Source organism: Xanthomonas sontii (genome assembly GCF_040529055.1).
Lineage (GTDB): Bacteria > Pseudomonadota > Gammaproteobacteria > Xanthomonadales > Xanthomonadaceae > Xanthomonas_A > Xanthomonas_A sontii.
This window is the reverse complement of the sequence record NZ_CP132342.1, coordinates 1,939,960-1,961,068: the sequence shown is the minus strand read 5'-3', so window position 1 is coordinate 1,961,068 and position 21,109 is coordinate 1,939,960. Positions and strand designations below refer to the sequence as shown.

At 70.6% G+C, this 21,109-nt stretch carries 20 protein-coding genes; 9 read left to right on the top strand and 11 right to left on the bottom strand.

The features are described 5' to 3' along the window. Window positions 1-44 precede the first annotated feature (44 nt). On the top strand, window positions 45-959 hold the full coding sequence (locus RAB70_RS08295; RefSeq protein ID WP_408068872.1) for a SirB1 family protein: 915 nt from the start codon (window positions 45-47) through the stop codon (window positions 957-959). A gap of 270 nt (window positions 960-1,229) precedes the next feature. On the opposite strand, the gene RAB70_RS08290 is transcribed toward RAB70_RS08295, so the two are convergent. Next, the gene (locus RAB70_RS08290; protein ID WP_223875626.1) at window positions 1,230-1,475 is read right to left on the bottom strand and encodes a rubredoxin; all 246 of its coding nucleotides are present in this window, start codon (window positions 1,473-1,475) and stop codon (window positions 1,230-1,232) included. A 14-nt stretch (window positions 1,476-1,489) separates the two neighbouring features. Between RAB70_RS08290 and thiE the strand changes: the two genes are divergently transcribed. Both thiE and hemL read left to right on the top strand, forming a co-directional pair. Continuing rightward, on the top strand, window positions 1,490-2,113 hold the full coding sequence (thiE, locus tag RAB70_RS08285) for a thiamine phosphate synthase (RefSeq protein WP_148829623.1): 624 nt from the start codon (window positions 1,490-1,492) through the stop codon (window positions 2,111-2,113). 859 nt (window positions 2,114-2,972) lie between these two features. Next, the gene (gene hemL, locus RAB70_RS08280; RefSeq protein WP_148829816.1) at window positions 2,973-4,265 is read left to right on the top strand and encodes a glutamate-1-semialdehyde 2,1-aminomutase; all 1,293 of its coding nucleotides are present in this window, start codon (window positions 2,973-2,975) and stop codon (window positions 4,263-4,265) included. A 73-nt stretch (window positions 4,266-4,338) separates the two neighbouring features. Here hemL and azu read toward each other — a convergent pair whose 3' ends face one another. Continuing rightward, on the bottom strand, window positions 4,339-4,689 hold the full coding sequence (gene azu / locus RAB70_RS08275) for an azurin (RefSeq protein ID WP_230979342.1): 351 nt from the start codon (window positions 4,687-4,689) through the stop codon (window positions 4,339-4,341). 320 nt (window positions 4,690-5,009) lie between these two features. Between azu and RAB70_RS08270 the strand changes: the two genes are divergently transcribed. After that, entirely contained in the window at window positions 5,010-5,627 is a 618-nt protein-coding gene (locus RAB70_RS08270; RefSeq protein ID WP_148829815.1) for an HAD-IA family hydrolase, read from the top strand. An 8-nt stretch (window positions 5,628-5,635) separates the two neighbouring features. Here the strand turns inward: RAB70_RS08270 and RAB70_RS08265 are convergent, their stop codons facing one another. Beyond that, complete coding sequence (locus RAB70_RS08265) at window positions 5,636-6,868, bottom strand: acetylornithine transaminase (RefSeq protein ID WP_148829814.1); 1,233 nt, start codon at window positions 6,866-6,868, stop codon at window positions 5,636-5,638. 321 nt (window positions 6,869-7,189) lie between these two features. Here RAB70_RS08265 and RAB70_RS08260 point away from each other — a divergent pair, with 321 nt between their 5' ends. Beyond that, entirely contained in the window at window positions 7,190-8,059 is an 870-nt protein-coding gene (locus RAB70_RS08260; protein WP_017913432.1) for an ion transporter, read from the top strand. 4 nt (window positions 8,060-8,063) lie between these two features. Here RAB70_RS08260 and RAB70_RS08255 read toward each other — a convergent pair whose 3' ends face one another. The 4 genes from RAB70_RS08255 to RAB70_RS08240 form a co-directional block, all read right to left on the bottom strand. Next, on the bottom strand, window positions 8,064-8,486 hold the full coding sequence (locus tag RAB70_RS08255; RefSeq protein WP_017910492.1) for a VOC family protein: 423 nt from the start codon (window positions 8,484-8,486) through the stop codon (window positions 8,064-8,066). A 117-nt stretch (window positions 8,487-8,603) separates the two neighbouring features. Next, window positions 8,604-9,764 (bottom strand): ROK family transcriptional regulator, encoded by a 1,161-nt coding sequence (locus tag RAB70_RS08250; protein WP_192578983.1) that lies wholly within the window; start codon window positions 9,762-9,764, stop codon window positions 8,604-8,606. Between the two features lie 193 nt (window positions 9,765-9,957). Then, window positions 9,958-10,773 (bottom strand): NAD(P)-dependent oxidoreductase, encoded by an 816-nt coding sequence (locus RAB70_RS08245; RefSeq protein WP_148829813.1) that lies wholly within the window; start codon window positions 10,771-10,773, stop codon window positions 9,958-9,960. A 133-nt stretch (window positions 10,774-10,906) separates the two neighbouring features. Continuing rightward, entirely contained in the window at window positions 10,907-11,569 is a 663-nt protein-coding gene (locus tag RAB70_RS08240; protein ID WP_017915663.1) for a serine/threonine-protein kinase, read from the bottom strand. A gap of 330 nt (window positions 11,570-11,899) precedes the next feature. On the opposite strand from RAB70_RS08240, the gene RAB70_RS08235 reads away from it, so the two are divergent. Beyond that, on the top strand, window positions 11,900-13,912 hold the full coding sequence (locus RAB70_RS08235) for a bifunctional DedA family/phosphatase PAP2 family protein (RefSeq protein ID WP_148829812.1): 2,013 nt from the start codon (window positions 11,900-11,902) through the stop codon (window positions 13,910-13,912). A 94-nt stretch (window positions 13,913-14,006) separates the two neighbouring features. On the opposite strand, the gene RAB70_RS08230 is transcribed toward RAB70_RS08235, so the two are convergent. From RAB70_RS08230 to mpl, 3 genes are all read right to left on the bottom strand, one after another. Continuing rightward, a complete protein-coding gene (locus tag RAB70_RS08230) occupies window positions 14,007-14,483 on the bottom strand; it encodes a protease inhibitor I42 family protein (protein WP_148829811.1) in 477 nt (158 codons plus the stop codon). A 277-nt stretch (window positions 14,484-14,760) separates the two neighbouring features. Then, the gene (locus RAB70_RS08225; protein ID WP_148829810.1) at window positions 14,761-15,342 is read right to left on the bottom strand and encodes an LON peptidase substrate-binding domain-containing protein; all 582 of its coding nucleotides are present in this window, start codon (window positions 15,340-15,342) and stop codon (window positions 14,761-14,763) included. Window positions 15,343-15,370: 28 nt separating this feature from the next. Further along, window positions 15,371-16,810 carry a UDP-N-acetylmuramate:L-alanyl-gamma-D-glutamyl-meso-diaminopimelate ligase gene (gene mpl / locus RAB70_RS08220; RefSeq protein WP_017917491.1) on the bottom strand — a complete coding sequence of 480 codons (1,440 nt, stop codon included), beginning with the start codon at window positions 16,808-16,810 and terminating at the stop codon, window positions 15,371-15,373. 651 nt (window positions 16,811-17,461) lie between these two features. Between mpl and RAB70_RS08215 the strand changes: the two genes are divergently transcribed. Beyond that, window positions 17,462-18,385 carry an IS110 family transposase gene (locus RAB70_RS08215; RefSeq protein ID WP_026143295.1) on the top strand — a complete coding sequence of 308 codons (924 nt, stop codon included), beginning with the start codon at window positions 17,462-17,464 and terminating at the stop codon, window positions 18,383-18,385. 112 nt (window positions 18,386-18,497) lie between these two features. On the opposite strand, the gene RAB70_RS08210 is transcribed toward RAB70_RS08215, so the two are convergent. Then, on the bottom strand, window positions 18,498-19,061 hold the full coding sequence (locus RAB70_RS08210; RefSeq protein ID WP_026143979.1) for an adenylate kinase: 564 nt from the start codon (window positions 19,059-19,061) through the stop codon (window positions 18,498-18,500). Window positions 19,062-19,206: 145 nt separating this feature from the next. Here RAB70_RS08210 and RAB70_RS08205 point away from each other — a divergent pair, with 145 nt between their 5' ends. Beyond that, entirely contained in the window at window positions 19,207-20,463 is a 1,257-nt protein-coding gene (locus tag RAB70_RS08205; RefSeq protein WP_148829578.1) for a 6-phosphofructokinase, read from the top strand. Between the two features lie 37 nt (window positions 20,464-20,500). Then, window positions 20,501-20,917: a DUF6434 domain-containing protein gene (locus tag RAB70_RS08200; RefSeq protein WP_225851690.1), complete on the top strand. Its 417-nt coding sequence runs from the start codon at window positions 20,501-20,503 to the stop codon at window positions 20,915-20,917. Window positions 20,918-21,109 lie beyond the last annotated feature (192 nt).

Here is a 21,109-nt window from a genome sequence, read left to right as displayed (position 1 = left end):
CAACGGTACCGGCGGCGTCGGGAAAAGGCCCCGCGACCACGGCGCTGAACCCGACACCGCTGTCGGGAACGGCCGGACTTGATCGGGCCCGGCTTTGCCGCCAGTCTTGGGCCATGGCCGCCCCATTGACATTGCCGAGCTGGAATACCCTGGCCGCGCTGGATGACGATGCCCTGCCGCTGCTGGCGACCGCACTGCTGATCGCCCGCGACGAGTATCCGGAGCTGGACGCCGCCCATTACGACACCCTGGCGCAGAGTCATGCCGACCACCTGCGGCACGAGGTGGCGATGATCGAGCAGTGGCCGCTGAAGATGGCGGCGATCAATCGCCACCTGTTCGAAGAACTGGGCTATAGCGGCAACCACGACGAGTATTACGACCCGCGCAACAGCTACATGAACCAGGTGTTCGAGCGGCGCCTGGGCAACCCGATCTCGCTGGCGCTGGTGCAGATGGACGTGGCGCGGCGCCTGGACATCCCGCTCGACGGCGTGTCCTTCCCGGGGCATTTCCTGGTGCGCCTGCCGGTGGACGACGGCCTGCTGGTGATGGACCCGTTCAACGGCGGGCGTCCGCTGGCGGTGGAGGAACTGCGCGAGCGCGCGCGACCGCACATGGGCGGCGAAAGCCCGGACGACCGCGCACTGCTGCAGATCCTGGACCCGGCACCGCACCGCGCGATCCTCGCCCGGGTCCTGCGCAACCTGCACGGCCTGTATGCCGAACGCGACGAGTGGGACCGCGCCGCACGCAGCGCCGACCGCGTGCTCAAGCTGATGCCGGACCAGCCCGAAGCCCTGCGCGACCGCGGCATGGCCTACCTGCAGATGGACTACGTCCCCGGCGCACGCCGCGACTTGGGCCGCTATCTGCAATTGAACCCCGAAGCCTCCGACGCCTTGCCGATCCGCGAGCGCCTGGTGGAACTGAGCGCGCGCGCGCAGCGGATGCATTGACGCTGGGAATGGGGAGAGGGGAATCGGGAATGGGAAAAGCGCATGCCCTGAGGCTGAGGTTGCTGACCTGATCAAGCCGTCATGGATAACCGACCGAATCGATCATCGAACGTCGGCGGACATGCGGCTCTCCCGAGTATCGGCCTTGCGATCCGACCACCCGGCCTCGCGATGTCTGCCTGCCAGCCCTGAAACTGGCCGCCGCGTGAAGCCTGCAAGGCACGAGAGTCGCTGTCCCACTCCCGATTCCCCATTCTCCAATCCCAGCCGTCAATCCATCTCCACCATCTCGAAATCGTCCTTGGTCACGCCGCAGTCCGGGCAGGTCCAGGTGTCGGGCACGTCGTCCCAGCGGGTGCCGGGGGCGATGCCTTCTTCCGGCAGGCCGTCGGCCTCGTTGTAGATGAACCCGCAGACGACGCACATCCAGGTGCGATAGGTGGTGGCGCTGGCGTCGCTCATTGGATAATCGCAGGTCACAGTCGGAACGGCATTGTCCCATCGCCGCCGACGCATCGGAAGGCTTGGCCATGAACGCATCCCCGGCGCCGCGCGGCGTGTACCTGATCACCCCCGACGAGGCCGACGGCGCGCGTCTGCTGGCACGGGTGGCGCCGCTGCTGGACCAGGGCGTGACCTGGCTGCAATACCGCAACAAGCGCGCCGACGCGGCGCAACGGCGAGAGCAGGCCGCGGCGCTGCAGGCGCTGTGCGTGCGAGCCGGGGTACCGCTGATCGTCAACGACGACGTCGCCCTGGCACAGGCGGTGGGCGCTGCCGGCGTGCACCTGGGCGAGGACGACGGCGATCTGGCCGCCGCGCGCGCCGCGCTCGGGCCGCAGGCATTGATCGGCGCCTCCTGTTACGACGACCCGGCACTGGCCCGCAACGCCGCGGCGGCTGGCGCCAGCTACGTCGCCTTCGGCGCCTTCTTCCCCACCCGCAGCAAGGTCACCACGCGCCGCGCCACGCCCGACCTGCTGCGCGATGCGGCAGCGCTGGGCCTGCCGCGCGTGGCGATCGGCGGCCTCACGCCGGACAACGCGCGTCCGCTGGTCGCGGCCGGCGCCGATCTGCTGGCGGTGATCAGCGGTGTGTTCGATGCGCCCGATCCGCGCGCGGCGCTGGCCGCGTACCGCGCCTGTTTCGACTGAGGCGCGAGCGCTTCCCTTCTCCCCTCGGGACCATGGCCCCCTTTTCGGGGGAAGGTGCCCCGAAGGGGCGGATGAGGGTGCGAGCGCAGCCTCATGCACCCAAACACCGCGCGTCGCTCCGCGCCGGACCCTCACCCCAACCCCTCTCCCGGTGGGAGAGGGGCTTAACGCTGTTCCTTCTCCCTGCGGGAGAAGGTGCCCCGAAGGGGCGGATGAGGGTACGGGCGCAGCCTCGTGCACCCAAACAGCGCGCGTCGCTCCGCGCCGGACCCTCACCCCAACCCCTCTCCCGACGGGAGAGGGGCTAGCCGCTCCCTTCTCCCATCGGGAGAAGGTGCCCCGAAGGGGTGGATGAGGGTACGGGCGCAGCCTCATGCACCCAAACACCGCGCGTCGCTCCGCGCCGGACCCTCACCCCAACCCCTCTCCCGGGGGGAGAGGGGCTAGCCGCTCCCTTCTCCCGCCGGGAGAAGGTGGCCCGAAGGGCCGGATGAGGGTACGGGCGAAGCCTCATGCACCCAAACATCGCGCGTTGCTGCGCGCCGGACCCTCACCCCAACCCCTCTCCCGGAGGGAGAGGGGCCAGCCGCTCCCTTCTCTCGCCGGGGGAAGGTGCCCCGCAGGGCCGGATGAGGGTACGAGCGCAGCCTCATGCACCCAAACACCGCGCGTCGCTCCGCGCCGGACCCTCACCCCAACCCCTCTCCCGACGGGAGAGGGGCTTGAAGCAAATCCACGGCGCGGCGCCGACCGCGGCGAATCGACGACATGGCGCACACCGGCGGCAGCCGCGACAATAGACGGCCTCGCTCCGCGCCTGGCCGGTCGGCCCGGCCAGCATCGCCAAGGATTTACGCTCATGTCCCATTCCCGCTCGCACGCCCTGTTCGCCCAAGCGCAATCGCTGATTCCAGGCGGCGTCAATTCGCCGGTGCGCGCCTTCAAGTCGGTCGGCGGCGAGCCGTTCTTCGTGCAGCGCGCCGATGGGCCGTACCTGTACGACGTCGACGGCAACCGCTACATCGACTACGTCGGTTCCTGGGGGCCGATGATCGCCGGGCACAATCATCCGGCGGTGCGCGAAGCGGTGCAGCGCGCGATCGGCGACGGGCTGTCGTTCGGCGCGCCGTGCCCGGCCGAGGTGACGATGGCGCAGACCATCACCCGGCTGGTGCCGTCCTGCGAGATGGTGCGCATGGTCAACTCCGGCACCGAAGCCACGCTGTCGGCGGTGCGGCTGGCGCGCGGCGCCACCGGGCGCAACCGCATCGTCAAGTTCGAAGGCTGCTACCACGGCCACGGCGATTCGTTCCTGGTCAAGGCCGGCAGCGGCATGCTGACCCTGGGCGTGCCGACCTCGCCGGGCGTGCCGGCCGGCCTGAGCGAACTTACCGCCACCCTGGCCTACAACGATGCCGAGGATGCCACCGCGCTGTTCGAGGAGATCGGCCACGAGATCGCCGCGGTCATCATCGAGCCCGTGGTCGGCAACGCCAACTGCATCCCGCCGCGTCCGGGCTATCTGCAGCACCTGCGCGACCTGTGCACGCAGCACGGCGCGCTGCTGATCTTCGACGAGGTGATGACCGGGTTCCGCGTCGCCCTGGGCGGCGCGCAGGCGCACTACGGGGTCACGCCGGACCTGACCACCTTCGGCAAGATCATCGGTGGCGGCATGCCGGTGGGCGCCTATGGCGGGCGCGCCGACCTGATGCGGCAGGTGGCGCCGTCCGGGCCGATCTACCAGGCCGGCACGCTCAGCGGCAATCCGGTGGCGATGGCCGCCGGGTTGGCGATGCTGGAACTGATCCAGGAACCGGGCTTCCACCAGCGCCTGGACGCGGCCACCGCGCAGCTATGCGCCGGCCTGGAAGCCGCTGCGGCGGCGGCCGGCGTGGCGGTCACCACCAACCAGGTCGGGGCGATGTTCGGGCTGTTCTTCACCACCGACAAGGTGGAGACCTATGCGCAGGCCACCGCCTGCGACACCGCCGCGTTCAACCGCTTCTTCCACGCGATGCTGGAGCGCGGTGTGTTCCTGGCACCGTCGGCCTACGAGGCCGGCTTCGTCTCCAGTGCGCACGACCAGGACGTGCTGGAGGCCACCCTGGCCGCGGCGCGTGAAGCGTTCGCGGTGGTCGCCGCCGGCTGAGATGCCGGCGCCACGACCCTGGCATGACGACAACGCGCGGCGCCGATGGCCGGCGCCGCGCCGCTGCGCTGGATCAGCCGAATACGAACTTGCCCTTCATCACCGCCCAGTGTCCCGGGAACGAGCAGAAGAAGGTGTAGTCCCCACCCTTGCTCAGCTTGGCGGTGGAGAACTTGACCGTGTCCGACTGCCCGGCGCCGATCACCTTGGTGTGGGCGATGATCCGCGGATCGTTCTTGGGCAGGTAGTTGTCGGCCAGGCTGGAACTGGTGCCGGCATTGGCCACCGCCTGGAAATCCGGGGTCTTGGTCAGCACCCAGTTGTGGCCCATCACCGCGGCGGCGAGCTTGCCGCTGTGCTTGAGCGTCACCGCCACCTCGGTGCAATCGGCCGCGACCTTGATCTGTGTCTGGTCGTAGGACATCTGGTCGGTCCCGGTGATGGTCACCGCGCAGGTCTTGGCCCAGGCGGCAGGTGCGAACGCGAGGCCGGCAAGGACGAGCAGCAGGGATGGAAACTTGGTGTTCAAGGCGGGTTCCTCGGCAAGAAAGACAACACTGCGCCACGGCAGGTCGCGCGCGTGGCGGCGTGCCCCGACTGTCCGCCGGCCCGCGATGGCTTGTCAACGACAAGCGATGGCGCATTGCATCATCGGCACGCGGCGGCGACCCCGCAGAGCGGCGTGAGCTTCGCTGCTCCCGCGCCACGCCAGCCGCCACTCACCCAGTCCTCCTCATGTGCGCAATGACCCGCGCGCGGCCGGCGCTGCTGCTGCTCGATTTCGACGGCGTGCTGGCGCGCTACACGCGTGCCGACCGCATCGCCGCGCTGGCCGCGCACTGCCGCTGCGAGGCCGCACAGGTGCGCGAGGTCCTGTTCGGTTCCGGACTGGAGACCGCCTACGACGGCGGCGAACTCGACACCGCCGCCTACCTGCAGCGATTGAGCGCGGGCCTGGGCGCCGCCGTGGACGCGGATGCGTGGATCGCCGCGCGGGTGGCGGCCAGCCGCGCCGACGCCGGCGTGGTCGCGCAGGTGCTGGCACTGGCCGAGCACGTGGCCATCGGCGTGCTGACCAACAACGGTGCGCTGATGGCGCAGGCGATGCCGCAGATCGTGCCCGCGCTGTTTCCGCTGCTGCACGGGCGCGTGCTGTGCAGCGGCCGCCTGGGCGTGCGCAAGCCGGAGGCGACGGTGTATCGGCACGCGCTGGCGCACTTCGATGTCGCCCCGCGGCAGGCGCTGTTCATCGACGACCTGTTCGTCAACGTGCGCGGCGCCCGCGCGATCGGCATGGCCGCGGAAACCGCCAGCGGCGCGCGCGCCCTGCGCCGCGCGCTGGCGCGGCACGGCCTGGGCTGAGCGCCGGCTCAGCGCGCGGCGAGGTAGGCGCGCAGCGCGCTGCGCAAGCGCGCCAGGCCTTCGCCCAGTTCGGCATCGGTGAGGTTGAGCGCGGGCACGAAGCGCAGCACGTCCGGGCCCGCCTGCAGGGTCAGCAAACCATGCGCGGCGGCGTGGTCGAGGATGGCGCCGGCCTGTCCGGCATGCGCCGGCGCCAGCACCGCACCCAGCATCAGCCCGCGGCCGCGAACCTGCGAGAACAACGCGAACTCGTCGTTGAGCGCCGCCAGGCCGGCGCGCAGCGCCGCCGATTGCCGCGACACGTTGGCGGCGATCGCCGTCGAGGCCAGCTTGCGCAGCGCCACCCGCGCCACCGCCGCGGCCAGCGGGTTGCCGCCGAAGGTGGTGCCGTGCGCACCGAACTGCATGGTCTCGGCCACCTTCGGCCCGGCCAGCAGCGCGCCGATCGGGAAGCCGCCGCCCAGCGCCTTGGCCAGGGTCACGATGTCGGGGACGACCTGGTCCTGCCAGTGCGCGAACAGGGTGCCGGTGCGGCCCATGCCGCACTGGATCTCGTCCAGCACCAGCAGCGCGCCGTGGTGGTCGCACAGCGCCCGCACCTGCGCCAGGAAGCCCGGCGCCGCCGGCATCACCCCGCCCTCGCCCTGCACCGGCTCCAGCATCACCGCGGCCACGTCGCCAGCGGCCATCGCCGTTTCCAGCTGCACGATGTCGTTGAAGTCGACGTAGCGGAAACCGCCGGGCAGCGGCTCGTAGCCCTCCTGGTACTTGGGCTGCGCGGTGGCGGTCACCGCGGCCAGGGTGCGGCCGTGGAAACTGCCGCGGAAGGTGACGATCACCCGCCGCTGCGGCGGACGGCCCTGGGCGCTGGCCCACTTGCGCACCAGCTTGATCGCCGCCTCGTTGGCCTCGGCGCCGGAATTGCACAGGTACGCCTTCTCCGCGAAGCGCGAGGCCACCACCAGTTCCTCGACCAGGCGCAGCGGCGGCTCGCTGTAGAACACGTTGCTGGTGTGCCACAACTTGCCGGCCTGTTCGAGCAGCGCCGCCTGCAGGTCAGGATCGTTGTGGCCGAGCCCGCACACGGCGATGCCGGCGGACAGGTCGATGTAGTCGCGCCCCTCGCTGTCCCACACCCGCGCGCCCTGGCCGCGCTCCAGCACCAGTTGGCGCGGACGGTAGATCGGCAGCGCGTAGCGTTGGCCGAGGGCGATCAGCTCCGCGGCGGAAGAAGCGGTCATCGAGGCAGTCCTGCGGGGAAAGCGCCGATTATAAGACCGCCGGCAGCGCTCGGCCGGGGACTGCCGGCCGCCGCCTGGACCGACGGGGCGGCAGGCTGCTGTGCCACACCGCCGCCGCCCGCGCGCGTGCCGCAGCAACCCCACCACGCCGTTGCTCGACATGCGGGAGGGACTTCAGTCCCGACGCGTCAGCGCGACGGCGTCGGGGCGGAAGCCCCTCCCACAGGGGGCTCTCCAGCAGCCGCGTCGCATCCGATCAGGACGCCGCCTGCCGCGGCGCGCGCGCCCGCGACCGCAAGGCGGCTCGGGTAGCATGGGCGCATGCGATTTTTCCTCGATTCCCCGCTCGCCCCGGCGACCGAGCACGGCTGGCGGCGCCGCTGGTTCGACATCATCTATCGGCACGACACCACGCCTTCGCGCAACTTCGACCTGTTGCTGGTCGCGGCGATCCTGGCCAGCGTCGCGGTGATCCTGGTCGACAGCGTGCCGGCGCTGCACAGCCGTTACGCCGGCGCGCTGTACGTGCTGGAGTGGGGCTTCACCGTGCTGTTCACCGCCGAGTACGCCTTGCGCCTGGCCACGGTACAGCGGCCGCTGCGCTATGCGCTGAGCTTCTGGGGCGTGATCGACCTGTTGTCGATCCTGCCCACCTACATCTCGTTTCTGCTGCCCGGTGCGCAGACCCTGCTGGTGGTGCGCGTGCTGCGGGTGCTGCGGCTGTTCCGCATCCTCAAGCTGACCCGCTATGTCGAGGAAAGCAGCCTGCTGGTCGATGCGTTGTGGCGCAGCCGGCGCAAGGTGTTCGTGTTCCTGTTCACGGTGATCACCCTGGTGGTGATCTTCGGCGCGCTGATGTACGTGGTCGAAGGCCCGGCCAACGGCTTCACCAGCATCCCCACCGCGATGTACTGGGCGGTGGTGACGATGGCCACGGTCGGCTTCGGCGACATCGCCCCGCTCACCCCGCTGGGCCGCGCCATCACCTCGGTGCTGATCCTGATCGGCTACAGCATCATCGCCGTGCCCACCGGCATCTACACCGCCGAACTGGCCAACAGCCTGCGCGATGCCGACCGCAGCCGCGCGCCGGATCGACGCACCTGCGCGCACTGCGGCCTGCACGGCCACGACCGCAACGCCGGCTATTGCCGGGGCTGCGGCCAGGCGTTGCCCGAGACGGTGCCCTGAGCCCTTACCAGACGCCCGTGTTCGGCATCGACGCCCACGGCTCGGCCGGCGCCAGCGCCTCGCCCTTCTGCAGCAGCTCGATCGAGATCAGGTCCGGGCTGCGCACGAAGGCCATGCGCCCGTCGCGCGGCGGACGGTTGATGGTCACGCCGAGCGACTGCAGGTGCGCGCAGAGGGCGTAGATGTCGTCGACCTCGAAGGCCAGGTGGCCGAAGTTGCGGGCGCTGCCGTAGTCCTCGTCCGAGCCCCAGTTGTAGGTCAGTTCGACCTCGGCTTCCGGGTTCTCCGGCGCGCCGAAATACACCAGGGTGAACTTGCCGGCTTCGTTCTCGATGCGGCGGGTTTCGTGCAAGCCCAGGCCTTCGGTGAAGAACGTGCTGGTCTTCTCCAGGTCGTGGACGCGGATCATGGCGTGCAGGTATTTCATCGTGACAACTCCGAGGGTGGGGGATGGGACGCGTGCCGTACCGCGATGGCGCGCGGAAAGGGCGCATAGGGTAGCGCCGGCGGCGTGCAGGCATGGCGACGCCGCGGCGGGACCGGTTCAGCGGAAATAGCAGGCCTTCAACGGCAGCGCCGCCGCGCCCACCGCGCTGGCATCGGCGGTGGCGGCGGCCGGCAGCAGCCGCGGCAACGGCCGCGCCTGGCCGCGGCGCGGCTGGTTGTCGATGCGCACGTGCGGAATCAGCCGCGTCGCCAGCTCGCGCGGCATGCGCCCGCCGAACACCACCGCCTGCGGATCGAAGATCGCCACGATCGCCGACACGATCAGCGACAGGCCCGGCGCCACCCGCGCGATCCAGCGCTCGATCGCCGGCCACGCCGGATCGTAGGCGGCCAGCAGCGCGCGGATGTCGGGCAGCGCGATGCCGTCTTCGGCCAGCAGTTGCCGCAACAGCTCCAGCGTGCCGCGCTCCAGCCCCTGCTGCGGCAGCATGCCGGCGAACTCGCCGGCGTTGCCGTGCGCGCCGCGCAGGCAGGTGCCGTCGATCACCACGCCACCGCCCAGGCCGTAATTGAAGTGCAGATAGGCGAAGTCGCGGTATTGGCGGCCGATGCCGAGCAGGCTCTCGCCCGCCGCCGCCACCGTGCCGTCGTTGTCCACCCACACCGGCAGGCCCAGCGCCTCGGCCAGCCAGTCGCCGATCGACAGCTCGCCCAGCGCGCGCAGCGGCTCGGGCGGATTCATGTGCACGCCGTCCTCGACGAAGAAGCCGGTCATCGCCACCCCCGCGCCCAGGCGCGGGCCGAGCCCGGTGCCAGCGGCCGCGGTCAGCGCCGCGTCGGCCTCGCGCAGTTGCGCCAGCAGCGCGGCCGGCTCGGTCGAGCGCAGCGCATGTTCGGCGGTGCCGCGGATCTGTCCGCTGAAATCCAGCAGTGCCAGCGACAGCGCATCGGTGGCGATCGCGTAGCCGACGGTATGGCCGTAGCCGGGATTGAGCGCGATGCCCGCGCCCGGCTTGCCGCGGCCGGCATGCGCCAGCGAGGCGCCGATCGCGACCAGGCCGCGCTCGGCCAGCGCATCGACCAGGCGCACCGCCGACTGCACGGTCAGCCCGGTGCTGCGGCTGAGATCGGCGCGGGTGGCGGTGCCGGCCAGGCGCAGGCGGTCGAGCATGTGCCGCTCGTTGTCGCTGAGATCGGCATGGATGGCGTGGCGGGACTCGGGAAGGCGCGGCAGGGCGACGGCGACTGGAGCGGGCATGGGCGGCGGTGGCGTGAAGACCCCGGCAGCATAGCCGCGCCACGCGTGGTCATCGCGGCAGCGAACGCGATCGGATGGAACAGAGCGTTTGTGCAACGCGTCGCCGCGCGTAGCCGGCGCGTTGCGATCGCGGCCTCGCAACGCCCGCAACGCGCGGCCGCGGCACACCCGGCACGCACGGCCACGCCGGGTCTCAGTCCAGGAACAGGTCCGGCAGCAGCGGCTGCGACGGATCCAGCGCGTAACCGGACAGGTCGTGCACGCCGGCCTCGGCCAGCACCGCGTCGTCGATCAGGAACTGGCCGTAGAAGCCGGCCGCCGGCCGGGTCAGCACGGCGTGCGCGGCGTCGGCCATGATCTCCGGGCGACGGCCGTTGCCGGCGTCGACGCCGGGAATCATGTTCAGCGCCTCGGTGGCGATCAACGTGCGCGGCCACAGCGCATTGACGGCAACGCCCTGCGGGCCGAACTCGCCGGCCAGGCCGAGGGTGACAAAGCTCATGCCCATCTTCGCCAGCGTGTAGCCGGTATGCGGCGCCCACCACTTCGGGTCCAGCGACGGCGGCGGCGCCAGGGTCAGGATGTGCGGGTTGGCGCTGCGCAGCAGGTGCGGCAGGCAGGCCTGCGCGCACAGGAAGCTGCCGCGCGCATTGACCTGCTGCATCAGGTCGAAGCGCTTCATCGGCGTGTCCAGCGCACCGCGCAGCCAGATCGCGCTGGCGTTGTTGACCAGGATGTCGATGCCGCCGAACGCCTCCACCGTCGCCGCCACCGCCGCACGCACCTGCTCCTCCTCGCGGATGTCGCACTTCAGCGCCAGCGCGCGCCCACCGGCCGCCTCCACCGCCTCCGCGGCGGTGTGGATGGTGCCGGGCAGCTTGGGATTGGGCACCGCCGACTTCGCTGCGATCGCCACATTGGCGCCATCGCGCGCCGCCCGCAGCGCGATCGCCAGCCCGATGCCGCGCGAGGCGCCGGTGATTAGAAGCGTTTTACCTTTGAGGGTCATTGGAGTGGGAATGGAGAATGGGGAACCGGGAATGGGAAAAGCTTAGCGCCTTCTCGCTGCGTGCCCATGAGACCAGACGCGCGCGCGGTCCGCTTTTTCCATTTCCCATTCTCCATTCCCCACTCCCGGCCTTTCAGGGCTTCGGCCCCTGTCCCTCGTTGTCTTCCCACTTGAGCAGGCGCCGGGTGACGAAGCGGTACACCGGCTTGCCGCTGGCGAACCACAGTTCGCGCACCCAGGAATGGCGCTTGAGCAGGCGCCGCTCGACCGGGGTCAGCGCGTGCGCGCAGTACATGCGCTTGTGCTTGAGCAGATGGCGCAGGTCTTCGCGCGCCAGCAGGCGCATCCAGCGCGAACGCGGCGCGCCGCGCACGGCCAGCTGGAAATCGATCAGCGCCGGGCTGCCGTCTTCCAGTACCAGCCAGTTCGCTTCCTTGGCCAGGTCGTTGTGCGCCACCCCGCGCCGGTGCACTTGCTGCAGCAGGCGCCGCGCAGCGCGGAAATAGGCCAGGTCGCCGCGCGGCGGCCGCTGGTACATCGCCGCGCCGTCCAGATAACTGCGATCCAGGAAGGTGCCGTCCCAGCCGCGCAGCTGCGGCGTCGCCGCCATGCCGTTCAGCTGTCGCAAGGCGAGCGCCTCGCGCCGCGCCAGCCACCACGCGGGCAGCCGCAGCCACCACGGCGAGGCGGTGAGGTCGCGGCGGACGAAGCGCGCCTCGCCCTCGCCCAGCAGCAGGATGCGGCCGAAGCTGTCGGCCTTGAGGATCTGGACGGTGCGGGAAGCGGGGGCAGGCATCCGGCCAGTGTAGAGCGTGCGACGCGGTTTAACGGGTCTGCGCGGTCGCCCGCCAGCTCCAGGCAGGCACCTGGTCCGGTGCTGGTCACCTGGGCGTCGTGCCAGGCGCCACCGCACGCCGCGCGTGCGTGACGCCGCCGCCCTGCGAAGCGACGACGTCACGCACCGGCTTCGGCGCGGCGGCGCTGCCATCCCCGGCACGGGACGGCGACAACGACGCGCCCGACGGCAGACCAGGTCTGCCGGGCGGCCCGGTTGCGCAAGGCCGGTCGCCCGACACGGCACCCCGGCGCTAACGGACCGTCATCGTGCTCCCTCTATACTTGCCCGATGAATGCCTCATGGACCGATGCCACGCTGGAGTGGATCGCAGCACACCCCATCCTGGCCGGCGCGGTCATCTTCGCCATCGCGTTCTGCGATGCGGTCATCATCCTCGGCACCCTGGTGCCGGCGCTGCCGCTGCTGTTCGCGATCGGCGTGCTGATCGGCCTGGGCCAGATCTCCGGCCCGTACGCGGTGGTCAGCGCCGCGCTCGGCGCGCTGATCGGCGATGCGCTCAGCTACTGGGTCGGCTATCGCTGGGGCCATCAGCTGCGCAACTACTGGCCGTTCAAGCGCTATCCGCAGTTGCTCGACCGCGGCGAGGCGATGTTCCGCCGCAACGCCTTCAAGAGCATCCTGGTGGCGCGCTACGTCGGCGCCATCCGTCCGTTCGTGCCGGCGGTGGCGGGCATGATGAAGATGCCGCTGCGGCGCTATCTGCTGCCCAGCAGCGTGGCCGCGGTGACCTGGTCGCTGCTGTTCCTGGGACCGGGCTGGCTGCTGGGCCAGGCCTACGACGCGGTGGCCGCGGTCGCCGGGCGCCTGTTCCTGGTGCTGGGCCTGCTGGCGCTGGCGCTGGGCCTGGTGTGGGCCATCGTGCTGTACGGCTACCGCTGGTCGGCCGGGCACATGGACGCACTGCTGGCGCGCGGCCTGGACTGGTCGCGCCGGCACCCGGTGCTGGGCCGCTACTCGATCGCGGTGTTCGACCCGCAGCGCCGCGAATCGGTGCCGCTGGCGATGCTGGCGGTGATGCTGCTGGCGCTGGGCTGGGGCTGGTTCGCGCTGCTGATGGTGGTGGTGGCGCACGGCGAGCCGCTGCGCCTGGACCTGGCCGTGCACGACCTGATGCTGGCCCTGCGCAACCCGCTGGCCGACTATCCGATGACCGCACTGGCCTCGCTCGGCGACTGGCAGGTGCTGCTGCCGCCGACCGCGCTGGGCCTGCTCTACCTGGCCTGGCGCCGACGCTGGATGGCCGCGGCGCACTGGCTGGCGGCGCTGGCGTTCGGCCTGGCCCTGACCAAGCTGCTCGGCACCACCGTGCACGTGGTACGCCCGCCGGCGGCCAGCAGCGGTTTCGGCTTCCCCTCGGTGGCGGTGACCATGGCCACCATCAGCTTCGGCTTCTTCGCGGTGCTGATCGCACGCGAGTTGCCCGGGCGCTCGCGGGTGTGGCCGTACCTGCTGTCCGGCGCGGTGGTGACCCTGATCGGCTTCGCCCGCCTGTACCTGGGCGCGCACTGGCTCAGCGACGTGGTCGGCGGCATGCTGTTCGGCATCTTCTGGCTGCTGGTGCTGGGCATCGCCTACCGCCGCCGCTTCAACCGCGGGTTCTGGATGAAGCCGCTGGCCTGGCTGTTCTACGGCGGCTTCGCGATCGCCGCGCTGTGGTACGCGCCGCGCCAGCTGGAACGCAAGCTGGCCAAGTTCGAACCGCCGCCGCCGCAGGTCACGCAACTGGCGGACGCGGCCTGGTGGCAGCACGACTGGCGCACCCTGCCGTCGCGGCGCAACGAGTTCGACGACGACCAGCGCTGGCCGCTGGATATCCAGGTGGCCGGGCCGCTGGCGCCGCTGCAGCGCCAGCTCGAAGCGGCCGGCTGGCGCGTGCAGCCGCAGGCCGGCTGGCAGCAGGCGCTGCAGTTGCTCGACTACAAGGCCACGCCGGCGCAGGTGCCGGTGCTGCCGGCGACGCTGGACACGCGGGTGGAATCGCTGCTGATGCTGCGCCCCGGCCCCAATCCGGACGAGCTGTACGCGCTGCGCCTGTGGCCGGCGCCGGCGCGCCTGCAGCCGGGTAACGTGCCGCTGTGGCTGGGCAGCGCGCAGAGCCTGCGCTACGAGCGTCACTTCAACCTGATCGGGTTGTGGCGGCCGCTGCGCGGCGCCGATCCGGCGCTCAATGCGGTGACCGAGGCGCTGCACGCGCTGCCCATGCGCAAGGACATGCATCGCCGCAGCGAAATCCCGGTGCTGCTGGTGCGCAGCGAAGGCGAAGCGCCGCCGTCGCCCTGAGCGGCGGCGGCGGTACGCCTCACCCCCTCTCGAACCGATCGGTGCCACACCGGCGCTGCGCCGCTCTGCAGGCGCCGGCGGCGGGCGATGGCGGCTACTTCACCTCGACCCGGATCGAACGCGAGTCGGTGGCGCGATCTTCCCAGTGACGGGAGTAGATGAGATCGATCGTGCCGGCACCGTGATCGGTGGCCTTGAAGGTGTAGGTGACAGTGCTGGGGCAACCCATGCGACCGGTGGCGCAGGCCGTGCCGGGTGCATGCTCGATGTCGAGCAGCGCCAGCGGCGCGGGCAAGCTGCGCAAGGCCCAGGCGCTGCCGGTCGAACCGTTCTCGGACAGGGTGATGGCGAAGAGTTGGCCACGCTGCAGCGCGAACGGCTTCATCGACGGCGCCAGGCAGGTCTTGGGCGACACCTGATCGGCATTGCCGTTGACCAGAGCGATGGAACCGCGCGGGCAGTCGGCCTGGCCCGCTGCGGCAGCGGGCGCGGGGGACGTCTCGGCGGCGATGGCGGGCAGGCTCAGGCCGCCGCCGGCGGACAGCAACAACAGCAGGAAGGAACGCCTCATACGAAGTCCTCGATCGTGCGTGGATAGGACGTCAGGCCGCCAGGGCGGGATGCCGTTGCCGGCGGCCGGGCGCGGCCGCCGATCGCTGCCAAGCGTGGCCCGCGCCTGCTAGCGGCGCGCTGAATGCCGGCTGCGGCGCGCACGTGGCCCGCCTGTGGCATGACCCATCGAGAACAACGCGCGGCGATCGTGGCGATGATGGCGCAGCGCCGCACGGATATTGGCCGCCGCGCTCCACGTCAGGCCAGGACGGCGACACCGCCCTCGCCTGCCTCGCTCAGGGAATCCAGGCCAGCAACTGGTCCAGCCGCGCGTGCGGGTCGTCTTCCTGCAGCAGCGACAGGCGCTGGCGCTCGTCCAGCGGCAGCAGTTCGGCCATGCGCCAGCCGACCCAGGCGGCCTGGTCGAGCTGGCGCGGACCGGCCAGCGGATACACCGCGGCGGCCTGGTCGAGGATGCTGTCGAGTACCGTCGCCAACAGCGCGTGCTGCGGACGCAGTTCGTCGTCGCCATCGGCCTCGCGCCATTCCACGTCGCCGACCACCAGGCCGTTGTCGCGGACCCGGCTGCGCAGCACATGGAAGCGACGCGCGCCGCGCAGGCTCAGCACCAGCACGCCATCGGCGCCGACATCGAAATCGACGATGCGCGCCTCGGTGCCGAACGCCGCCGGCACCGCCGGGGCGCCGGTCTCGCTGCCGTCCAGGATCAGGCAGACGCCGAAGCCGCTGTCGGTTCGCCCGCATTCGCGGACCAGGTCCAGGTAGCGGCGCTCGAACACCCGCAGCTTGATCGAGGCGCTGGGCAGCAACACCGCGTGCAGCGGGAACAGCGGCAGCGTGCTCCGCTGCGCGCTCACGCGCCGGCTCCGCCGTGCACGGCGAACCTCATTGCAGCGCGGCCAGGAAGCGGCGCGGTGCGCCGTCGAAGCCGCCGTTGGACATGAACACCACATGGTCGCCGGCGCGCGCCTGCGCCTGCAGCGCGGCCAGCAGGGCGTCCACGTCGGGCACCGCGCAGGCCTCGCCGCGCACCGCGGCGATCACCTTGCCCGCATCCCAGGCCAACTCCGGCCGCTGCAGGAACACCACCGCGTCGGCGGCTTCCAGCGACGGCGCCAGCGCTTCGGCATGCGCGCCCAGCCGCATCGAATTGCTGCGCGGCTCCATCGCCACCACGATGCGCGCCGCGCCGACCTTCGCGCGCAGGCCTTCGAGCGTGGTGCGGATGGCGGTGGGATGATGGGCGAAGTCGTCGTACACGGTGATGCCCTGCGCCTGGCCGAGCACTTCCAGACGCCGCTTGACGCTGCGGAAGCGCGCCAGCGCCGGCATCACCTGCGCCGGCACCACGCCCACCGCATGGGCGGCGGCCAGCGCGGCCAGCGCGTTCATCACGTTGTGGCGACCGAGCAGCGGCCAGTCCACCTCGCCCAGTTCGCGACCCTGGTGCAGCACCGCGAAGCGGCTGCCATCGGCGGCGATCAGGCGCGCGCTCCAGTCGAAGCCGGGATCGAAGCCGAAGCGCTCCACCGGGGTCCAGCAGCCCATCGCCAGCACCTCGCGCAGGTGCGCGTCCTCGCCATTGACGATCAGCCGCCCGCGGCGCGGCACGGTCCGCACCAGATGGTGGAACTGGCGCTGGATCGCGGCGACGTCGGGGAAGATGTCGGCGTGGTCGTATTCGAGGTTGTTGAGGATCGCCACCAGCGGCCGGTAGTGCACGAACTTGCTGCGCTTGTCGAAGAACGCGGTGTCGTACTCGTCGGCCTCGACCACAAACAGCGGGCGGCCCGCCAGGGCCGGCCCCTGATGTCCTTCTCCCTCCGGGAGAAGGTGGCGCGCAGCGCCGGATGCGGGTTCGGCAGCCGCACGCCCCAGCCGCGCGGACACGCCGAAGTCCTCGGCCACTCCGCCGATCAGAAAGCCCGGCTCGCGCCCGGCGGCCTGCAGCAGCCAGGTCAGGATGCTGGTGGTGGTGGTCTTGCCGTGGGTGCCGGCCACGGCCAGGGTGTCGCGCCCCGGCAGCACCTGTTCGCTCAACCATTGCGCACCCGAGGTGTAGGCGCGCCCGGCGTCGAGCACCGCCTCCACCGCCGCGTTGCCGCGCGACAGCGCGTTGCCGACGATCACCTGGTCGCAGTCCGCGGCGATGTGCTCGGGCAGGTAGCCCTGCTTCAGCGCGATGCCCAGGTGTTCCAGCTGTGTGGACATCGGCGGGTAGATCGCCTGGTCGCTGCCCTCGACCGCATGGCCGAGTTCGCGCGCCAGCGCGGCGACACCGCCCATGAACGTACCGGCGATGCCGAGAATATGGATCTTGCTCATGGCCGGATTGTCGCCGATCCCCCGGCGCACGCAAACCTGCGCAGGTGCGGCCGTTGGCCGTGGCAGGCAGGCCGTGGGACCGATCCGGGGCAATCGTGGCGCGGCGCCGTCAAGTAGGGAATCCCCCACATCCGCTGAGGAAAGTCCCCGATAGGCAAGTCGGGAGCCGACGCCGAGAATGAACGGGCCAGCCTCGACACCCTGTGGTTCTACTCCCCAAGAGACCATCCCCAAGGGAGCTCATGTCGTGGGGCTCTGAGCAAGCCCGTTCGCTGGCACCTTCTTTTACCAAGCCCGGCCTGATGGCAAGCGGCATGCGCGCCCACGGCCGATCACTCGCTGCGCCGCGGCACCGCGGGACATGTCCTTACCGTCGTGGGAGCGGCTTCAGCCGCGATGCGCATTTCCGGTAAAGCCCGTCGCGGCTGAAGCCGCTTGTGTCAAATAAGGGTCTATCGTTGTAGGTGAGAGCGGAGTGCGGCAGGCCGTTTAGCCGCAGTGCCAGCAAGCACGAGTAGGAGTCAGCGCCGCCGCACTCCGGTTCTCCTGCCTGACAAGCCCGAACAGTTGCCCGAGTGACGAGCTCGAACTCCACAAGCATGGGCATCGGCAGGAGCGCTCTCGTCCATGAGTCTACTGCGGAGAACGTCTATGCGGCGCCATGTCGGGATCGATGTATCCAAGGCTGAGCTGGTCATTCATGTCCTGCCGGACGAGCAGGCCTGGACCCAGCCCAATACGCCACAGGGGCAGCGTGCGCTGGCCCAACGTCTGGCTGGGATGGACTGCGAGCGGATCGTGCTGGAAGCCAGTGGCGGCTACGAACATGCCGTGCTGCAGGTGCTCCGAGAGGCGGACCTGCCGGCAGTGCGGATGGCCGCCGATCGTCCGCGCAAGCTCGCCCAGGCCTTGGGCCTGCATGCCAAGACCGATGCCCTGGACGCGCGCCTGCTGGCCATCGCCGCCCAGCACATCCCGACCACCCCCACGCCCGTGGTGCCCGGGCACCAGCAGTCTCTTCGCGAACTGCTGGACCTGCGTGCCACCCTGGTGGGCCAGCGCGATGCCCATCGGCGGCGCTTGGAACACATTACCAGCGCCAAGGCGCAACACCGCTGCCGAGAGGTGATCGCCCTGCTGAACCAGCAGATCCAGACGTTGACGCAGGAGATCGAGCAGCAGGGCAAGACCTGCTCGAGCCTACCCAAGGTGCCTGGGCTCGGGACGATCCTGCGCGCGGTTCTGGCCGCGCGGCTGCCAGAGCTGGGCACGCTGCCGCCACGCAAGCTCGCTGCCTTGGTCGGGCTGGCCCCGTTCAATCACGACAGCGGTTGCTGGAAAGGCCAGCGCCGCATCAAAGGTGGACGTGCCGACGTGCGGCGCGTGCTGTACATGGCCACCTGGGCCAGCATCCGCGCCAAATCCCCCTTGGCCAACACCTACGCACGTCTGCGCGCAGCGGGCAAGCCGGCCAAGGTCGCCATCGTCGCCTGCATGCACAAGTTCCTGCGCTGGCTCAATGCCATCGCGCGCGATCAGGCCCCGTACGCTCCTCCTGTCATCGCAGGTGCATGACAGTTGACTCCTACGGGTGCTGCGCGTCGTGACTGGGAGACGCGCAAGCGTCGGGATGCCGCGCCATCTGCACGTCCGGCGCCCGGTTGCGGGCGCCGGCGTGCGTGCCGCCTCAGCGGCCGATCGCCGCCAGGATGCGGGCGAGTACCTCGTCCAGCGAGCCGACGCCATCCACTCGCGCCAGCGTGCCGCGCTTGTCGTAGAAGCCGATCACCGGCGCGGTCGAATCGGTGTAGACCTGCAGGCGCTTGCGCACCGACTCGGGATTGTCGTCCTCGCGGCCTTCGGCCTTGGCGCGGCCGGCGATGCGCTCGACCAGCAGTTCGTTGGCCACGTCCAGCTGCACCACCGCGTCCAGCGGCTGACCGATCTTGGCCAGCAGTTCGTCCAGCGCGCCGGCCTGGGCCAGGTTGCGCGGGTAGCCGTCGAGGATGAAGCCGTTGCGCACGTCGTCGCGGCCGAGGCGCGATTCGAGCATGCCGAGCAGGATGTCGTCGGAGACCAGGTCACCGCGCGCCATCACTTCCTTGGCCTGCACGCCCAGCGGGGTGCCGGCGGCGACTTCGGCGCGCAGCAGATCGCCGGTGGAGATGTGCGGGATCTGCAGCTTGTCCTTCAGGCGGGCCGCCTGCGTGCCCTTGCCCGATCCGGGCGGTCCCAACAGAACCAATCGCATCAACCTGACTCCTCGAGGAAAGTACCGTGCGCGGCCGGCGGCGTTAGACTCGGGGGCCACGCCTGCGCTGCACCGCAAGAGCCCCAGCTTACCGCATCCAGGCAATGTCCCGGCAATGTCCCCACCCCAGGAGCGAACCCCGACCATGGCCCAAGGCACCCTGCTGTACGCCCAGTCCGGCGGCGTCACCGCCGTCATCAACGCCAGCGCCGCCGCCGTCATCGGCGAAGCGCGGGCGCGCAAGGTCAAGGTGCTGGCCGCGCGCAACGGCATCCTCGGCGCGCTGCGCGAGGATCTGATCGACACCTCCAAGGAGTCGGCGGCGGCGATCGCCGCGCTGGCCCATACGCCCGGCGGCGCGTTCGGCTCGTGCCGCTACAAGCTCAAGTCGCTGGAGGCCGACCGCGCCAAGTACGAGCGCCTGCTGCAGGTGCTGCAGGCGCACGACGTGCGCTACTTCCTCTACAACGGCGGCAACGATTCGGCCGACACCGCGTGGAAGGTGTCGCAGCTGGCGCAGGCGTTCGGCTACCCGCTGCACTGCATCGGCGTGCCCAAGACCATCGACAACGACCTGGCGGTCACCGACACCTGCCCGGGCTTCGGCTCGGCGGCCAAGTACACCGCGGTGTCGGTGCGCGAGGCGGCGCTGGACGTGGCGGCGATGGCCGAAACCTCGACCAAGGTATTTGTCTACGAGGCCATGGGCCGTCATGCCGGCTGGCTGGCCGCCGCCGCCGGACTGGCCGCGCAATCGCCGGACGACGCGCCGCAGATCATCCTGTTCCCCGAACGCGCCTACGACGAGGCCGCCTTCCTGGTGCAGGTGCGCAAGGTTGTGGACAAGGTCGGCTGGTGCGTGGTGGTGGCCAGCGAGGGCATCCAGACCGCCGACGGCCGCTTCGTCGCCGATGCCGGCGGCGGCACCGATGCGTTCGGACACAGCCAGCTCGGCGGCGTGGCGTCCTACCTGGCCGGCAAGGTCAAGGCCGAACTTGGCTACAAGGTGCACTGGACCCTGCCCGACTACCTGCAGCGTTCGGCCCGCCACCTCGCCTCGCGCACCGACTGGGAGCAGGCGCAGGCGGTCGGCAAGGCCGCGGTGCAGTTCGCGCTGAAGGGCATGAACGCGGTGATGCCGGCGATCGTGCGCAGCAGCGATGCGCCGTACCGCTGGAAGATCGAGGCGGCGCCACTGCACAAGGTCGCCAACCACGAGAAGAAGATGCCGGCCGGTTTCCTGCGCAAGGACGGCTTCGGCATCACCGACAAGGCGCGCCGCTATCTGCAGCCGCTGATCCGCGGCGAGGCGCCGCTGCCCTACGGCACGGACGGCCTGCCCAAGTACGTGGCGCTGAAGAACGTGGCGGTGAAGAAGAAGCTGCCGGCCTGGGAGGGCTGACAGCGCGGGCGCACGATCGGCATGACGTCATCGGCGCATGCCGTCGCGCGCGGGATGTCGCCGTTGGCGCCAGCGTCTGCAGGCGCTGCGCCAGACGATCGGGGGACGCGACAGGACGCTGCAGGGATCCTGGCGCATCCACCACGGATGTCGGATTGCCTGCAGCTTCAGAGAAGACGAGGCCACCAGGATGCGCGACACGCACGAAGACCCAAGCAGCGCGTCCGGCCACGTGCGCTTCGATTGGCACAGCGACCCCATCACCCGTGCGACGCCGGTGGACGAGCACTATCGCAACACACAGAACGTGCGCCGCTTCCTCGTGACCATGTGCGGCGACGGCTTCGCGTTCGATCGCGCGTTCATGGCCTGGATCAGGAATGGCGTCGCCAAGACCATGGGCGACGTCGCCGACGAATGGCGGCGACGGCATACCGGCAACGTGCCGACCTGAGGCTCCGCGCGCGCCGCATGCAACGGATCGGCGACGGTCAAGAACTGCGACAGCAACGCAAAGCGCAAAGCCGCCAAGCCTGTCCTGGATCCTGCTTTACGCAGGCATCCAGGGATCGCATGCGCCCCGTGCCTGTGCGGCCTGACGACAGCCACATCACCGTCGCGCATACGTACCGCCGATCGCAGCCGC

Excerpts from the sequence above, each read along its gene's own strand:
- RAB70_RS08290 (WP_223875626.1), bottom strand. The coding sequence starts at position 1,475 with ATGCGTCGGCGGCGATGGGACAATGCCGTTCCGACTGTGACCTGCGAT.
- thiE (WP_148829623.1), top strand. The coding sequence starts at position 1,490 with ATGAACGCATCCCCGGCGCCGCGCGGCGTGTACCTGATCACCCCCGAC.
- hemL (WP_148829816.1), top strand. The coding sequence starts at position 2,973 with ATGTCCCATTCCCGCTCGCACGCCCTGTTCGCCCAAGCGCAATCGCTG.
- azu (WP_230979342.1), bottom strand. The coding sequence starts at position 4,689 with ATGTCCTACGACCAGACACAGATCAAGGTCGCGGCCGATTGCACCGAG.
- RAB70_RS08270 (WP_148829815.1), top strand. The coding sequence starts at position 5,010 with ATGACCCGCGCGCGGCCGGCGCTGCTGCTGCTCGATTTCGACGGCGTG.
- RAB70_RS08265 (WP_148829814.1), bottom strand. The coding sequence starts at position 6,868 with ATGACCGCTTCTTCCGCCGCGGAGCTGATCGCCCTCGGCCAACGCTAC.
- RAB70_RS08260 (WP_017913432.1), top strand. The coding sequence starts at position 7,190 with ATGCGATTTTTCCTCGATTCCCCGCTCGCCCCGGCGACCGAGCACGGC.
- RAB70_RS08255 (WP_017910492.1), bottom strand. The coding sequence starts at position 8,486 with ATGAAATACCTGCACGCCATGATCCGCGTCCACGACCTGGAGAAGACC.
- RAB70_RS08250 (WP_192578983.1), bottom strand. The coding sequence starts at position 9,764 with ATGCCCGCTCCAGTCGCCGTCGCCCTGCCGCGCCTTCCCGAGTCCCGC.
- RAB70_RS08245 (WP_148829813.1), bottom strand. The coding sequence starts at position 10,773 with ATGACCCTCAAAGGTAAAACGCTTCTAATCACCGGCGCCTCGCGCGGC.
- RAB70_RS08240 (WP_017915663.1), bottom strand. The coding sequence starts at position 11,569 with ATGCCTGCCCCCGCTTCCCGCACCGTCCAGATCCTCAAGGCCGACAGC.
- RAB70_RS08235 (WP_148829812.1), top strand. The coding sequence starts at position 11,900 with ATGAATGCCTCATGGACCGATGCCACGCTGGAGTGGATCGCAGCACAC.
- RAB70_RS08230 (WP_148829811.1), bottom strand. The coding sequence starts at position 14,483 with ATGAGGCGTTCCTTCCTGCTGTTGTTGCTGTCCGCCGGCGGCGGCCTG.
- mpl (WP_017917491.1), bottom strand. The coding sequence starts at position 16,810 with ATGAGCAAGATCCATATTCTCGGCATCGCCGGTACGTTCATGGGCGGT.
- RAB70_RS08215 (WP_026143295.1), top strand. The coding sequence starts at position 17,462 with ATGCGGCGCCATGTCGGGATCGATGTATCCAAGGCTGAGCTGGTCATT.
- RAB70_RS08210 (WP_026143979.1), bottom strand. The coding sequence starts at position 19,061 with ATGCGATTGGTTCTGTTGGGACCGCCCGGATCGGGCAAGGGCACGCAG.
- RAB70_RS08205 (WP_148829578.1), top strand. The coding sequence starts at position 19,207 with ATGGCCCAAGGCACCCTGCTGTACGCCCAGTCCGGCGGCGTCACCGCC.
- RAB70_RS08200 (WP_225851690.1), top strand. The coding sequence starts at position 20,501 with ATGCCGTCGCGCGCGGGATGTCGCCGTTGGCGCCAGCGTCTGCAGGCG.